This window comes from uncultured Ellagibacter sp. (assembly GCF_934643285.1).
Classification (GTDB): domain Bacteria; phylum Actinomycetota; class Coriobacteriia; order Coriobacteriales; family Eggerthellaceae; genus Ellagibacter.
Genome location: NZ_CAKUBT010000001.1, coordinates 38,167 through 51,495, shown reverse-complemented (window position 1 = coordinate 51,495; position 13,329 = coordinate 38,167). Strand labels below are relative to the sequence as shown.

11 protein-coding genes and 2 tRNA genes are annotated in these 13,329 nt (G+C 61.7%); 5 read left to right on the top strand and 8 right to left on the bottom strand.

Features of this window, described 5'->3' with window-relative positions:
- The gene (rpe, locus tag Q0I65_RS00230; protein ID WP_296058563.1) at positions 1-735 is read right to left on the bottom strand and encodes a ribulose-phosphate 3-epimerase; all 735 of its coding nucleotides are present in this window, start codon (positions 733-735) and stop codon (positions 1-3) included.
- A 183-nt stretch (positions 736-918) separates the two neighbouring features.
- Between rpe and Q0I65_RS00225 the strand changes: the two genes are divergently transcribed.
- Both Q0I65_RS00225 and Q0I65_RS00220 read left to right on the top strand, forming a co-directional pair.
- On the top strand, positions 919-1,398 hold the full coding sequence (locus Q0I65_RS00225; protein ID WP_296058561.1) for a methylated-DNA--[protein]-cysteine S-methyltransferase: 480 nt from the start codon (positions 919-921) through the stop codon (positions 1,396-1,398).
- A gap of 214 nt (positions 1,399-1,612) precedes the next feature.
- Positions 1,613-3,655: a VanZ family protein gene (locus Q0I65_RS00220; RefSeq protein WP_296058559.1), complete on the top strand. Its 2,043-nt coding sequence runs from the start codon at positions 1,613-1,615 to the stop codon at positions 3,653-3,655.
- Positions 3,656-3,672: 17 nt separating this feature from the next.
- Here the strand turns inward: Q0I65_RS00220 and Q0I65_RS00215 are convergent, their stop codons facing one another.
- A complete protein-coding gene (locus Q0I65_RS00215) occupies positions 3,673-4,389 on the bottom strand; it encodes a flavin reductase (protein WP_296058557.1) in 717 nt (238 codons plus the stop codon).
- A 449-nt stretch (positions 4,390-4,838) separates the two neighbouring features.
- Between Q0I65_RS00215 and Q0I65_RS00210 the strand changes: the two genes are divergently transcribed.
- On the top strand, positions 4,839-5,372 hold the full coding sequence (locus Q0I65_RS00210) for a GNAT family N-acetyltransferase (RefSeq protein ID WP_296058555.1): 534 nt from the start codon (positions 4,839-4,841) through the stop codon (positions 5,370-5,372).
- A 473-nt stretch (positions 5,373-5,845) separates the two neighbouring features.
- On the opposite strand, the gene Q0I65_RS00205 is transcribed toward Q0I65_RS00210, so the two are convergent.
- From Q0I65_RS00205 to Q0I65_RS00190, 4 genes are read right to left on the bottom strand one after another with little or no spacing between them, the layout of a single operon-like run.
- Complete coding sequence (locus Q0I65_RS00205) at positions 5,846-6,847, bottom strand: NAD(P)H-dependent glycerol-3-phosphate dehydrogenase (protein ID WP_296058553.1); 1,002 nt, start codon at positions 6,845-6,847, stop codon at positions 5,846-5,848.
- A gap of 3 nt (positions 6,848-6,850) precedes the next feature.
- Positions 6,851-7,621 (bottom strand): glycerol-3-phosphate 1-O-acyltransferase PlsY, encoded by a 771-nt coding sequence (gene plsY / locus Q0I65_RS00200; RefSeq protein WP_296058551.1) that lies wholly within the window; start codon positions 7,619-7,621, stop codon positions 6,851-6,853.
- 9 nt (positions 7,622-7,630) lie between these two features.
- A complete protein-coding gene (der, locus tag Q0I65_RS00195) occupies positions 7,631-8,953 on the bottom strand; it encodes a ribosome biogenesis GTPase Der (RefSeq protein ID WP_296058549.1) in 1,323 nt (440 codons plus the stop codon).
- 6 nt (positions 8,954-8,959) lie between these two features.
- Positions 8,960-10,468 carry a DUF512 domain-containing protein gene (locus Q0I65_RS00190; RefSeq protein ID WP_296058547.1) on the bottom strand — a complete coding sequence of 503 codons (1,509 nt, stop codon included), beginning with the start codon at positions 10,466-10,468 and terminating at the stop codon, positions 8,960-8,962.
- Between the two features lie 439 nt (positions 10,469-10,907).
- On the opposite strand from Q0I65_RS00190, the gene Q0I65_RS00185 reads away from it, so the two are divergent.
- Positions 10,908-11,849 (top strand): RNA ligase family protein, encoded by a 942-nt coding sequence (locus tag Q0I65_RS00185; RefSeq protein WP_296058545.1) that lies wholly within the window; start codon positions 10,908-10,910, stop codon positions 11,847-11,849.
- Between the two features lie 209 nt (positions 11,850-12,058).
- Here Q0I65_RS00185 and Q0I65_RS00180 read toward each other — a convergent pair.
- Positions 12,059-12,135: transfer RNA gene (locus tag Q0I65_RS00180), tRNA-Asp, on the bottom strand.
- A gap of 22 nt (positions 12,136-12,157) precedes the next feature.
- Positions 12,158-12,234: transfer RNA gene (locus tag Q0I65_RS00175), tRNA-Asp, on the bottom strand.
- Positions 12,235-12,430: 196 nt separating this feature from the next.
- Between Q0I65_RS00175 and murI the strand changes: the two genes are divergently transcribed.
- The gene (murI, locus tag Q0I65_RS00170; RefSeq protein ID WP_296058543.1) at positions 12,431-13,324 is read left to right on the top strand and encodes a glutamate racemase; all 894 of its coding nucleotides are present in this window, start codon (positions 12,431-12,433) and stop codon (positions 13,322-13,324) included.
- Positions 13,325-13,329: the final 5 nt, after the last annotated feature.

Here is a 13,329-nt window from a genome sequence, read left to right as displayed (position 1 = left end):
CTACATCTCCTCTTCGACGAGGGCTTCCTCGGCCCGCGCATCCTCGATGGCCGCCACGCGCGCGGCATCGCCCTTCTCCTTCACAGCGGCAAGCGCGGCCGCAGGGTCTTGCGCCCCGAACACAGCGCTGCCGCACACGAGCACGTCGGCGCCTGCCGCAGTGAGGCGCTCGACCGTTGCCTCGGACACGCCGCCGTCGACCTCGATCAGGAGCGAATCGTTGCCGACCGCGCGCGCCATCTCGGCGACGGCCGCAACCTTCTCCTCGCTGCCTTCAATGTAGCTCTGCCCGGAAAAGCCCGGCTCGACGCTCATCACGAGCACCATATCGAGGCGCGCGATGACCTCCTCGAGCACCTCGGGGGGCGTGTGGGGCTTGAGTGCCACGGCGGCCTTCGCGCCCGCGTCGTGGATCATGTCAACCGCACGGCGCAGCTCGTCGCCGTAGAGCACCTCGGCGTGCACGCACGCGATGTCGGCACCCGCTTCGAGAAACCACGGCAGCTCGTCGAGCGGGTTGTCGATCATGAGGTGTACGTCGAGCGGGATGTTCGCCAGCTTCGCGAGCTGCTTCACCACGGGAACGCCCATGGTGAGGTTGGGAACGAAATGCCCGTCCATCACGTCGACGTGGACATAGCCCGCGCCCGCCTGCTCGATCATGAGGATATCGCGGCCGAGGTTCATGAAGTCAGCCGAAAGAATGGAGGGCGCTATGGCCACCGGTTGAAACATGGGCTTGCTCCTTGTCTGCCTATTACGCCGCCTACCTGCGACGTTCTCTCATCACGCAGCCATTCTAGCGCACTGGACGCACGCGGCGGGCACATCGAGCAATGACATGTGAAATCCCCACGCAGCAACGCGCGAAGGCACCTCGCCCGCCTATAATGGATGCACCGACAGGAAGAAGGCCCCATGACGCACAGCATGCTCTCGCACTATTCCTACCCCACCCCCCACGGCCCGATCACCATCTGCGTGAGCGAGCGGGGCGTGCGCGCGGTCGCGTTCGGCGAGGTGCAGCTTGCTGGCACCCGACGCCCGACGGAGCTTTCGAACCGCTGTGCCACCGAGCTTTTAGAATACTTCGCTGGGAAGCGCACCGCCTTCGACGTCCCGCTCGACCCCGAGGGGAGCGAGTTTCAAAAAAGCGTGTGGGAAGCGCTTTCCCGCGTACCCTTCGCCACCTCGGTCACCAGCGGAGATATCGCGCGCGAGCTGGGGAAACCGAAGTCATACCGCGCCGTGGGGACTGCGGTGAGGGAAAACCCGCTCGCCGTGATCGTCCCCGACCATCGGGTCGTGCGCGCCAACGGACGGCCCATCGCCGCCGACGCGCGCGGGCGCATCCGCGAGGGGCTTTTGCATATGGAGCGGGAACGCGCGGGAGCTTAACGTAGCGACGCTCGAGCTGACGAGCAACGCATCGTTCCGCCCGCGCACGGTTTCGCAAAGCCAGCGAGTGCAACCCCGATAAGGCGCGCCGCTTGCAACCGCAATAAACCGAACCGCGCGCAAGGCCGAGGAAACCGAACTCGTACGCGACCCCGCAAAGCCAGGTGAAGACTTCCCCGGGGCCGGACAATAATAAAGAAGAGGCAAGAACACTTTGAACGTATATTTGAGCGACATCCTCACCGCATGCATCCTGTTTCCGGTGGTCGCCTTCCTTATCACCGTCCCCTATATGATCTACCAATACCGTCGCCGCGGGTCGGTGCCGAAGCTCCATACCGCGATTGTCTACTCGTTCGTGTTCTACCTCATGTGCGCGTACTTTCTCGTGCTGCTGCCGCTTCCCGCAGACCGCACGGCGTATGTCGCCTACGCGGCGACGCCGCAACTTGTCCCCTTCAACTTCGTCCATGAGTTTCTCGCCGAAACCACCTTCTCGCCAAGCGACCCCGCAACATGGCTGCAGGTTTTGCGCGACCCGTACATCTACGAGGCGTTCTTCAATGTGCTGTTGCTATTGCCGCTAGGAGCCTACCTTCGCTACTATTTCAGGCGCAGGTGGTGGCAAGCGCTCATCATCGGTTTTTTGGTGACGCTCTCGTTCGAGACGACCCAGCTCACAGGATTGTGGGGCATCTACGAGCACCCGTATCGCCTGTTCGATGTGGACGACCTGATCCAAAACACCTTAGGCGCCATGCTGGGATTCTGGCTGGCGGGTCCTGCGATGCGCGCGCTACCCGACTTACGCACGGCGAACCTGCGTGCGGCCGAAGTGGGGCTTTCCGCAAGTGTCACGAGGCGCGCCCTCTCCTTCGCGCTCGATTCCGCGCTGACAGCCGCACTTGCGGTGGGATCGACCTACCTGGTGTATCGATCAGGCCTGGTTGCAGCCCCGATTAGCGCGAAGGCAACGGCAGCGCAGGCCCTCGAGGCGACCACCGCGCAGATAAGCGATGCGCTCTTGCCGGCGCGCCTGTGCATACTTATCGCCCTTGTCATCGTGTTCTTCATCGTGCCCGTGATGACGAAGGGCCGCACTCCCGCCCAGGCGCTCTTGCACCTGCGCATCGTGCGCACGGGAGCGCGGCGCGCATCGTGGTACCACTACCTGGCGCGATACGGTCTGCTGTTCGTCTTCATCTGGATTCCTTGGGGGCTGTTCACCCTGCTCACCGAAGTGGGAGGCAGCTCGATCGGATCCGAGGCGGGCACGTTGGCAACCTTCGCCTCGCAGAACACCGAGGCCTGCATCGCGGTGCTCGCCGTGTTCACCGTGGCCTGGGTCGTCTCGCTGATCATTCGCGGCGTGCGGGCAGCGTCGGGCCGCGCTCCGTTCGTGATGCTGAACGGCATGCTGAGCCGCACTCGCATCATGACGGAGAGCGGCCTTGCGGCCGAACGCGCGAGGCTGAGCGCACTTTCCGTCGATGACGTGCGAAAGCTTGAGCAACTTATCGCTGAAGGCGGCACACCGCTCGCAAGCCTCATGCGCTGTGCGGGCGAAGCGGTCGCAGACGAGGTGCGCACCTGGGCGGGAGGTCCTGTGCGCGTATGCGTGCTGGCGGGCTCGGGCAACAACGGAGGCGACGGCTGGGTTTGCGCGGAAAGCCTCGCAAGAAGCGGGTACCCCGTTACGCTGATAACCCCGAAAACGGCAGAGGAGCTGACAGCCGAGCCTGCGAGAACCGAGGCCGTCTCTTCCCTGGACCGCGCGATCGAGGGCGAGCTTCCCCTGACCGTCACGGTTGCGCCTGAAGCCGACGATGCTGCACGAGCGCTCGATGAGGCAGAGGTCGTCGTCGACGCGATTCTGGGGACCGGCTTTACGGGAAGCAGCCTGCGCGAGCCGTACGCAACGTGGATTTCCCTTGCCAACCTGCGAAGGTTCAAAGGGCCCCGCGGAAAGGGACGCGGAGCCCATCGCGCCCGCACGGGAAAACCGAGCAAGCGAGCAAGCGGCACCACCCTGTGCGATCGCAGGAAGGACGCCCCCTTCGCCGTAGCGGTCGATGTGCCAAGCGGCTATTCCGCGCAAGCGGCGACCTGGGCCGACCCCTGTTTTTGCGCCGACGTCACCGTCACCATGCTCGCGATGAAGCCGGGCCTCATCGCGAGCGGCGCCGAACGCTTCTGTGGGCAGGTAAAACTCGCGGAGCTCGTGGACACGGCTCCCTATCGGGAAAAACTCGGGTAAAGAGGCGTAGCGGCAGCTTACAGCTCCACGCGCTCGAACATCTCTTTGCCAACACCGCAAATGGGGCACTCGAAATCATCAGGGAGCTCATCGACGTACTCGATGTGGCCGCAAATCGTGCAACGCCAGCCCACCTTCGGGGCCGCATCCTCCACCTTCGGGGCCGCAGCACTCTCGTCTTCGCTGCCTTCCCTTACAGACGCCAAGGCGGACACCGGCTGTTCGTCGCCCAGATAGCTCGAAGCTTTAGGCGGCGTTTTCCCGCCTTTGACCTGGTGATAGAACGAGTAGGTCATGGGTGACGCCGAGCCTTCTACCTTCTGGCTCTCCTCAACCTCGCCGATGAAGAGCACGTGCGTGCCCAGATCGAACTCGCCCGTGACCTTCGCGGAGAACCACGCGCAGCACGCCTCGGCAACGTACGGCATGCCCGCCGCATCGCGGGAACTCGCATACTGGGCGAACTTATCGAGCTCGGTCGAAGAACGGAAGCCGAACGTGCCGATAAGCTCCATCGAGGCGTCTTCCGACAGACACGACGCCGTGAAGCGCCCCGCGGCGCGCAGGGCAGCTGTCGTGGCGTTTTCCTTGTTCAAGGCGACGCTCACCTGCAACGGCAAGGATGTGACCTGGGCGAAGGTGTTCACGACGCAGCCGAAATCTTTGCCTTCAGAATGGGTTCCGATGACGTACATTCCGTAGCTTAAGCTGTGGAAAGCGGACTTCTCGATCACTGGTTCCTCCCTCTCTCTTGAAAATATCGATTCCTTAATGATACTCATTCTCACTAAAGAAGACAAGGGCGACGCCGAGACAGACTAACTTGCAGCCCCTTTCCCCACGGGAGCCCCTTGCCAGTAATGCGCGTGCAAAAAACGAGGAGTAACTGCCAGAAAATCGGCAGTTTTCATCAACCGCGCCCCCCGTTCGCCCTCCAATTCATCCTGTCATGTGATGTTTTTCCACACGCAAAATTAAAAGGCCAGGTCAAATTAGCGCAAGCGCCAAAGATGCTCCCCCCATCACCCACCCCACTCCTTCCAGATGATGAAAACCACCCGATTTCTGGCAGGTCTCCCCCCTCCGCTTGACAAGGCAAGGGAAACGGCCACTTAACGGCTCGTCCTGCAAACTGCGTTGGCTGGTATCATCATCGGAGCATCATATGCGAGAGAGGGAACGCATGATTATTCGACCGGCAACCCATTCCGACGTTGATCGTATGGACGAGATCTGCGAGGCGGCGAAAGCAGCCATGCGGAGCATGGGTATCGATCAGTGGCAAGACGGCTACCCCAACCGCGCATGCTGGGAGGCGGATGTCGACGACGGCTTCGCGTACGTGGCGGAAACCGACGGGGGAACGGTTGCGGGAATGTTCGCCCTCGTCACCAACGCCGAGACGCGCGACCCGGAGCCCTCGTACGGCGAAATCGACGGCTCATGGCTCACACCCAAAGCAAACTACGCTGCCGTGCATCGCGTGGGCGTAGCCCCAGAGTCGAAGGGCCAAGGCATCGCCGGCATGATGCTCGACTTCGCGTGCGACAAAGCCGCCCAGATGGGGCTCACCTCGGTCCGCATCGACACGCACGCCGACAACAAGCCCATGCAGTGCGCTCTCCAGAAAGCGGGATTCATCCCCTGCGGAGTTATCACCCTAGTGGAGGGGAACGACGCAGGTGAGCCGCGGATCGCCTTCGAGAAGCTCGTGTAAACGAACCTGCACGTCAACCACCGCGTGCTTGCATGGCGGCCACGCCAAGCGAAGCCGCCGAGCGCGATGCCCGTCACCCGTCGCCCATCATCAAGCAAGACAGCCTAACCCAATGCCCCGACGCGCATTGGGGCATCAATGCAGCAGCTTCGACCGCGGCGGCGATGCCCCGACGTTCCAGCGCACATTGGGACGCTATCTACTCGGCACTAGCGCACGGGCGCAGCTTCCAGAACTGACTTTGAAGCAAAACCCTTAGTTGGTGGTCAACAGAACGAGTTATGCACTGCCATTTCTCAGGATAATTCAACTTGCTTGAAGTTGACCTGGGCTTTTCCTATCGAAGGATGTTCCAAGCCATCATGAAGGGGGAAATCGGGCGAAAAAACGCCGCACAACTCGTCCAAGTGACCACGAACCCGCTGTATTGCTCTAATCGGCAGCTTCCGTTCGCAAATAAATGGGAAAATAAGCTAGATTCCGTAGAATTCAGGCTTCAGCGAACGGCTCGTCAGGTCGCGGGCGAGCGATTTCGGGTCGGCACCCTCCCACACCACGGAGCGGACCGCGTCGGCGATAGGTAGATCGACGCCGTAGCGGTCGGCGAGCACCTTCACGTTGCGGCACGCGTTGGCGCCCTCGGCGACCATGTGCGTCTCAGCGGTGAAATCCTCGAGCGTTTTGCCAGCTGCAAGCATCTCGCCGAACGTGCGGTTGCGCGAATGGTGAGACATGCATGTAGCGACCATGTCCCCCGTACCCGCAAGCCCCATGCAGGTGATCGCATTGCCACCGCAGGCCACCACGAGCCGGCTCATCTCGGCCAGGCCGCGCGACACGAGGAGCGCCGCAGTGTTGTCGCCGAACCCAAGCCCGTAGGACATGCCCACGGCAATCGCGACCACGTTCTTGAAAGCGGCGCACAGCTCCACCCCGCACGCGTCCTCACTCGTATAGGCGCGGAACGACTCGCACGCGAACAGCTCCTGGAAAAACGCTGCCGTATCAGGCGATTCGCTCGCGATAACCGTGGCAGCGGGAACGCCGCGCACCACTTCCTCGGCATGGTTGGGCCCCGAAAGCACGGCAAATCGGCTGCGATTACCCATCTCGGCGTCGAGAATGTCGATGGGGAGAAGCCCACTGCCCTCTTCAATGCCCTTCGAGCACACGATGACGGGGAAGTCGGAGTCGACCACGTCGGCCAAGGCGCGCGCCGCCCCGCGCACGAGCGTCGAGGGCGTCACGATAACGGCCGCGCGTGCGCGCAGCAGCGTATCGCGATACGAAAGTGTGGCAACGACGTCGGGGTTCAGCTCGACATCACTAAGGTAGCGAGGGTTCTTGTGCTCGGAGTTGATCGCCTTCACCACTTCGGGCTTGCGCGCCCAAAGCCCCACGTTATGGCCGTTGTTCGCAAGCACCTGCGAAAGCGCGGTGCCCCAAGAGCCCGCGCCGATAACCGAAACCTTCATGCGCTACTCCTTTGCCTTGTCTCCGATGCGGCGCTCGGTCCCCGTTGCAAGACGATGGATGTTGCCGCGATGCGCCCAAATGACAACGAGTGCAGTGACCAGGCACAACACCCATGCAATCGGGTCGAATGACTGGAAGAGGAAGTAGTATGCCGCAAAAATCGGGCACACGATCGCCGCCGCGAGCGAGCCTGCCGACACGAATCGCGAGATAGCGACCACCACGGCGAAGACGGCGATCTCCAGAAGCGCGCCCATCACGCCGAAGGTCACGAACAGGCAGCCAACCGCGACCGCAATCCCCTTACCGCCCTTGAACTTGAGCCACGGGCTGAAGATGTGCCCGAGCGTGCAGAAAAGGAAGGCAAGCGCCACTACCGTAGAAGCGCTCACCGGCGAATCGGCCGCCGCGCCGGCGCCCGGGATGAACGTCGCCAACACGAAAAGGGCAGCGAGACCCGAAAGCAGGCCTTTGCCGAAATCGAGCACGAACACCGCGGCGCCACCCTTCTTGCCCATGGTGCGCATGGCGTTGGTGGTTCCGATGTTGCCGCTGCCGTGCTCGCGAATGTCGGTATGGAATACCGACTTCGAGATGATGACTCCCCAGGGAATCGACCCGAGCAGGAAGCAAACGACGACAAGCAGCGCAAGCGCGACCAAAACAAACTCCTTTGCAAGACTGATGACGCAGATGATGGCGCCCATGCCCAAAGCGATGGCCGCAAGGAACGAGAAATCCGTGTATGACCAGGGCGATTCGGGATAGGACATAGGCGGTGGCTAATCCTTCTTCTTGAACTTGAGCCGGATAGGCGTGCCTTCCAAATCGAACGTCTTGCGCAGGCGGTTCTCCAGGAAGCGCTCGTAGTTGTCGGTCACCAGATCCGGGCGGTTCACGAACACCGTGAAATGCGGCGGGCAGGTGCCCGTCTGCGTGACATACTTCATGCGCAGCACGGCCTTGCCCTGCGACACCGTGTGGCCGGTCTCGCGGATGGAGGACAGCCACGAGTTGAGCTTGTTGGTGGAAATCGTCTGGCTGAAACCGGCGTAGGCCTTGTCGACAGCGTCCCAGATGCGGTCGACCTTCTTGCCTGTGAGTGCGCATGTGGCGACGACGGGCGCATAGCCGACGAAGGTCATGCGGTCCTCGATGCGCTCGCGGACCTCGGCTTTCGCTTCGGGGCCTTCCACGAGGTCCCACTTGTTCAGCACGATGATCATGGCGCATCCACGCTCGGCCGCAAAGCCCGCCACGCGCTGGTCCTGGTCGGTCAGGCCGATCGAGCCGTCGATCACAAGCAGCGCGACGTCAGCGCGGTCGATGGCGCGCATCGCGCGGACGAAGCCGTAGTACTCCACGTCCTCGTCGATCTGGCTTTTGCGGCGCAGGCCAGCCGTGTCGACGATACGATACTTCTTGCCGTCGTGCACGACCACCGTGTCGATGGCGTCGCGCGTGGTGCCCGCCACATCCGAGACGATGGAGCGATCGTTGTTGGTGAGGCGGTTGGTGAGCGAGGATTTGCCCGCGTTCGGACGGCCGATGATGGCGACGTTGATGATGTCCTCGTCGTCTTCTTCATCCTCGAAGCTGCAATCGACTTTGCGCAGGTAATCGACAACCTCGTCGAGCAAATCGCCCGTGCCATGGCCGTGCGTGGCGGAGATGGGGAACGGGTCGCCCAAGCCCAGCTGGTAGAATTCCCACAGCTCATCGAGCTTGTTGGGGGTGTCGAGCTTGTTGACCGCGAGCAGCACCGGCTTGGAGGTCTTGCGCAGGATGCGCGCAACTTCCTCATCGTCGGCGTTGATGCCGGTCTTGCCGTCCACGATGAAGACAATCACGTCGGCCTCGTTGGTCGCCTCGAACGCCTGCGAGCGGATGGAACCCTGGAACTGGTCCTCCGTGCCCATCTCGATGCCGCCGGTGTCGATCAGCTTGAACTCGATGCCGTTCCAGTCAGCCTTGTGGTACGAACGGTCGCGCGTGACGCCGCGCATCTCGTGCACGATAGCCTCGTCGGCCTCGGCGATTCGATTGACGAACGTGGATTTGCCCACGTTCGGGCGGCCAACGACCGCAACGATTGGTAATGCCATATTGAACTATCCTTCAAAGCTCTTGGCGCGCAAATCAGCGGCCAGGCGGGCGATTTCCGGTAAAAATTCCGAACCGTTACAGGATACCACGGCCACATGCGCACCTGCGGCTTTTTCGATATCCGCAAGCGTCATGTCGTCGAGCGTCACCCCGTCATCGTTGAAGACGACGCGAGGGATGCAGAAGAGGGCGCGCGGCGAGTCGCTCGAAGCGGGCGAGTCGGCATCTTCGAGCGAGGCCGGCTCATCGAGCGGCCCCTCCCTTAAACTGACGCCCCGAATCGCGCGCACGATGTCGCAGCCGCAAAGGAGCCCCGTCACGTCGACGTTGCCGCCGAAGAAGTCGTTCTTCACGAACAGCGGGCGAACGAGCCCCGCCACGGCGCTTTCCCCCAGAAGGCGCGCCGCGAAACCGCGCGTGGCGTAGCCGAACACCAGGCGCACGGCCACGTTCGACTCGCGAAGCACCTGCGCGCAGGCGGCGTCCGCGCCCGATTCCACGGCGCGCTGCCAATCGTCGGCGAACGAGCGCACGATCCCCACGCCATCCTCGAACATCTCGAACTCGCCATAGCAGCTGGCGGGGGGAAGGTGCTCGAGCAGCGCGTCGCCGTAGGCGTTGCAGTAGAACTCGTCGGCGGCATGGGCCCAAAGGGTCCCACGTTCGGCCAGCGCGCGTTCCTGAACAGGCTTTATGACCTCCATCGCGCGATAGGCGGCGTCGGGGTCGTCGAAGCTTTTCGTAAAGCACGTCTGGTGCTTGGTGAACCCGAGCGGGACGATGCAGACATCGAGAATCCCCGGCCGCGCATAGGCCCACTCGAGCGTCTCGCGCAGCACTTCCCCGTCGTTCTCGTCGGGCATGAGCACGATCTGCGCGTGGAACTCGATGCCAGCGGCGAGCAGGCGGTCGAGCACCTCGATGCCGTGGGCGGCGTGCTTGCCGATGATGCGGCGGCGGACCTCGGGGTTCGAGGCGTGCAGCGACACGCGCAGGGGGCTGATGTGCTGCTCGACAATGCGCGCCTCGTCTTCGGCGCAGAGGTTCGTGAAGGTGACGAACGTGCCCGCGAGGAAGCTCAGACGGAAGTCGTCGTCACGCAGCGTGAGGGATGCCCGCATGTCGTCGGGGAGCTGGCGCATGAAGCAGAAAATGCAGGCGTTACGGCACTGCTTCACGCCGTCGAACACCACGCCGTCGAACTCGAAGCCCCAGTCCTCGCCCTCGTCGCGGAAAAGGTCGACCTCCCCCGCCTCACCGTCGAGGTCGATGTATCCCACCGTAATCTCATCTTCGGCGGAAAGCCAGCGCCAATCGATCAGGTCGCGCACGGGCTCGCCGTCGACCGTGGTGATGAAGCAGCCGGGTTCGAATCCTGCATCGTCGGCAGGGCTTTCGGGGGCAACGTACGCGATTTCGGCGCGGGGCGGGAGCTTTTTGCGAGCACGCGAACCTGCCGCGCGCACATTGCCCGCAGCTTCGCGATCGATGTCTTTCGAGGGGTATACTGCCACCCGCGCGTTCCTTTCCCGCTATGTCGTAAGACGCCTGGCCCTAGAGTGCCCGACGCCTTCCCCGAAGCTGCCTGCTCCTAATCGCCTGCCCCATAGTCCTTCGACGTTGCCTGCTCCTTCGGTAACTGCTCTATGCTAAACGAGAATCGGCGACACGGGAACAACCCCACTCAAAGCACGCAAGCTGAAAGCGGGTAGGGGCATAAGACGCTCATTCCAGGCCGGGGATTCCCCTCGCTTGCAAGCCTAGGAGTCTCTCACTCATAAACCACACCAGCGCGCATCTTCCGAAAATGCCCCGCAACAGAAAACGTTCATTACACAACTGCGCAATTCAAGAAATACCCCTGTCCCATACAAAGGACTCTCGAAAGCTACGACGTAGAGGACAATGCCCGCATCCCGCCGAGAAGAGCGGATAAGACGAAGGATGGAAGCAATGAGCGAATACAAGAAGTACTTGCATGTAGAACGTCTCGGGTCGGAGGAGTGCGAGGGCCTGCTCGACAATAACGCTGTCTATGTGACGGCGAAGATCGACGGATCGAACGGCTGCGTCTATTGGAGCGAGAAGGCGGGCGGGGTCATGGTCGGATCGCGCAATTTCGAGCTTTCCGATGCAGAGGACAATGCCTACTTCCATGCCTGGATAAAAAGCAGCGCTGACGAGGCAACGCTTCTTCGCACTTATTGCGAGGAGCACCCGACGCGCATCGTATACGGCGAGTGGATGAGGCGCGACCGATTCATCGGAGCCTTCAAGGGCTACGACAAGGCGGCACTCGGCAAGCTCCTCATTTTCGACGTTTACGAGACCGCCGAAGAGCGCTTCCTCGGCGAACCCGAATGGCGCGAAGAGCTCTCGGCAAGCGGTTTGGAACCTTACTTCATTAAGCTGCTTGCGGTGCTCGACCACCCCACGCTCGACGACGTCGTCGCCGTGGCGAAGGCCAACAATTTCCTGCTCGAAGGGACGGATGCGGTCGGAGAAGGCGTGGTTTGCAAGGTCCCGGGATGGAAAAACCGCTTTGGCCACGCAGCTTACGGCAAGGTGGTGCTCGACGAGTTCATAAAGCAGCGCAAGCCCGCCAGCAAAAGCGTCGACGTCGAGCTCGAAATTGTCAATGGGTATATGACCGACGCCGAACTTGAAAAGACGGTTGCCAAAGTGTGCACCATGGTCAACGCGGAGGCTTTCGACCCCGAGAGCCGCAAGATGATGGGCATGTTCACGTCGATGTGCTGGAAGGACCTTCTCACCGAATGCCCCAACTGGGTCAAGCGCATGAAGAACCCAACAGTGGACTTCGGCAAACTCGCAGGACTTTGCAACGCGCGAGCCAAGGAGCACGTCAAGGCATGCGAGCAAAAACCTCTGTAGCTCGAACACCTTTCCATGATCATCGCGTGTTCGGGCTTCACAATGCACTCCAGACATTTATTCCCGAGTCGTATCTTGAAATAGCGAGGACGATGGCATTGCCAGCATCGCCCTTTCCCTTTTTGCCTATATCCCCCCTTTCCCTTTCTTTCATTATTGGTTGCGAAGAAATACAGAAAAGCCCGCTTTCGCGGGCTTTGAAATTCGAATGGCGGGATGTACGAGACTTGAACTCGCGACCTCCGACGTGACAGGCCGGCGCTCTAACCAACTGAGCTAACACCCCAAGGTGTAATGTGCTAAAAGAATGGCGGGATGTACGAGACTTGAACTCGCGACCTCCGACGTGACAGGCCGGCGCTCTAACCAACTGAGCTAACACCCCGTGCTTCAGCAGCCTGATTAGAATACACTAGCCCCCAAATGCGCGCAAGCCCCTTTTTCAACTTTTTCTGAATTGCCGCCACCCGCGCTTCCCACGAACGCCCGCTCGCGGACTCCTGCACGCACCCCACGAACAAGCCGTTGGTCATATTGTGGTGCACCGAGCACACTCGAACAGCTGGGGTATACTTCCAGGCATGGAACCCACAGCGAACACCCAACCCATTCTCACCCGCACAAGCGATGCACCCATCGGCATCTTCGACTCCGGCTTCGGCGGGCTTACCGTCGCACGCGACATCGCGAAGAAACTGCCAAACGAATCCCTCATCTACCTGGGCGATTCCGCGCGAGGCCCCTACGGTCCCAGGCCCCTTTCCGAGGTCGACGGATTCGTGCAGCAAATCGGGTCGTGGCTCGTGAGCCGCGGCGTGAAGATGATCGTGATCGCCTGCAACACGGCGACCGCGGCGGGTCTTTCCCACGCACAGCAAACGCTGCCCGTACCCGTGATCGGCGTGGTCGAGCCAGGTGCGCGTGCCGCCGCCCACGCAACGAAGAACCGCCGCGTGGGAGTCATCGCCACGAAGGCAACGGTGGAATCCGACGCCTACACCAAGGCGATTCGTCACATCGACGCCGGCATCACCGTCTTCTCCACGGCAACACCGCGCTTCGTCGACATCGCCGAGCAAGGCATCAAGATGGCGGAAGGCCCCATCGAGGAGTTCACCTCGCTCGCGTCGAAAGTCTACATCCGCCCTGCGTTCCAGGAAATCGCGCAGGACTACCTCGACCCGCTGCGCCGTTGCGAAATCGACACGCTCGTGCTGGGCTGCACACATTTCCCTCTGCTGAAAGCGCTGATCGGAGGCGTAATCGGGCGCGATGTCACACTTATCTCGTCCGCTCACGAAACCGCGATCGACGTGGCGGAAATACTCGCCCGCCGCGGAGAGCTTGCCAGTCCCGACGCCGTCGCGCATTACGAGTTCAACACAACTGGCACCGACATCGAGGGCTTCGAGCGCTTCGGCGGTCGCGCCTTCGGACACGCCATCGGCCATGTGAACCACGTCGATCTACCATAAGGAAA

What these genes read in the sequence shown, in the direction of transcription:
- rpe (WP_296058563.1), bottom strand. Translation starts at nt 735, where the DNA reads ATGTTTCAACCGGTGGCCATAGCGCCCTCCATTCTTTCGGCTGACTTC.
- Q0I65_RS00225 (WP_296058561.1), top strand. Translation starts at nt 919, where the DNA reads ATGACGCACAGCATGCTCTCGCACTATTCCTACCCCACCCCCCACGGC.
- Q0I65_RS00210 (WP_296058555.1), top strand. Translation starts at nt 4,839, where the DNA reads ATGATTATTCGACCGGCAACCCATTCCGACGTTGATCGTATGGACGAG.
- Q0I65_RS00205 (WP_296058553.1), bottom strand. Translation starts at nt 6,847, where the DNA reads ATGAAGGTTTCGGTTATCGGCGCGGGCTCTTGGGGCACCGCGCTTTCG.
- plsY (WP_296058551.1), bottom strand. Translation starts at nt 7,621, where the DNA reads ATGTCCTATCCCGAATCGCCCTGGTCATACACGGATTTCTCGTTCCTT.
- der (WP_296058549.1), bottom strand. Translation starts at nt 8,953, where the DNA reads ATGGCATTACCAATCGTTGCGGTCGTTGGCCGCCCGAACGTGGGCAAA.
- Q0I65_RS00185 (WP_296058545.1), top strand. Translation starts at nt 10,908, where the DNA reads ATGAGCGAATACAAGAAGTACTTGCATGTAGAACGTCTCGGGTCGGAG.
- murI (WP_296058543.1), top strand. Translation starts at nt 12,431, where the DNA reads ATGGAACCCACAGCGAACACCCAACCCATTCTCACCCGCACAAGCGAT.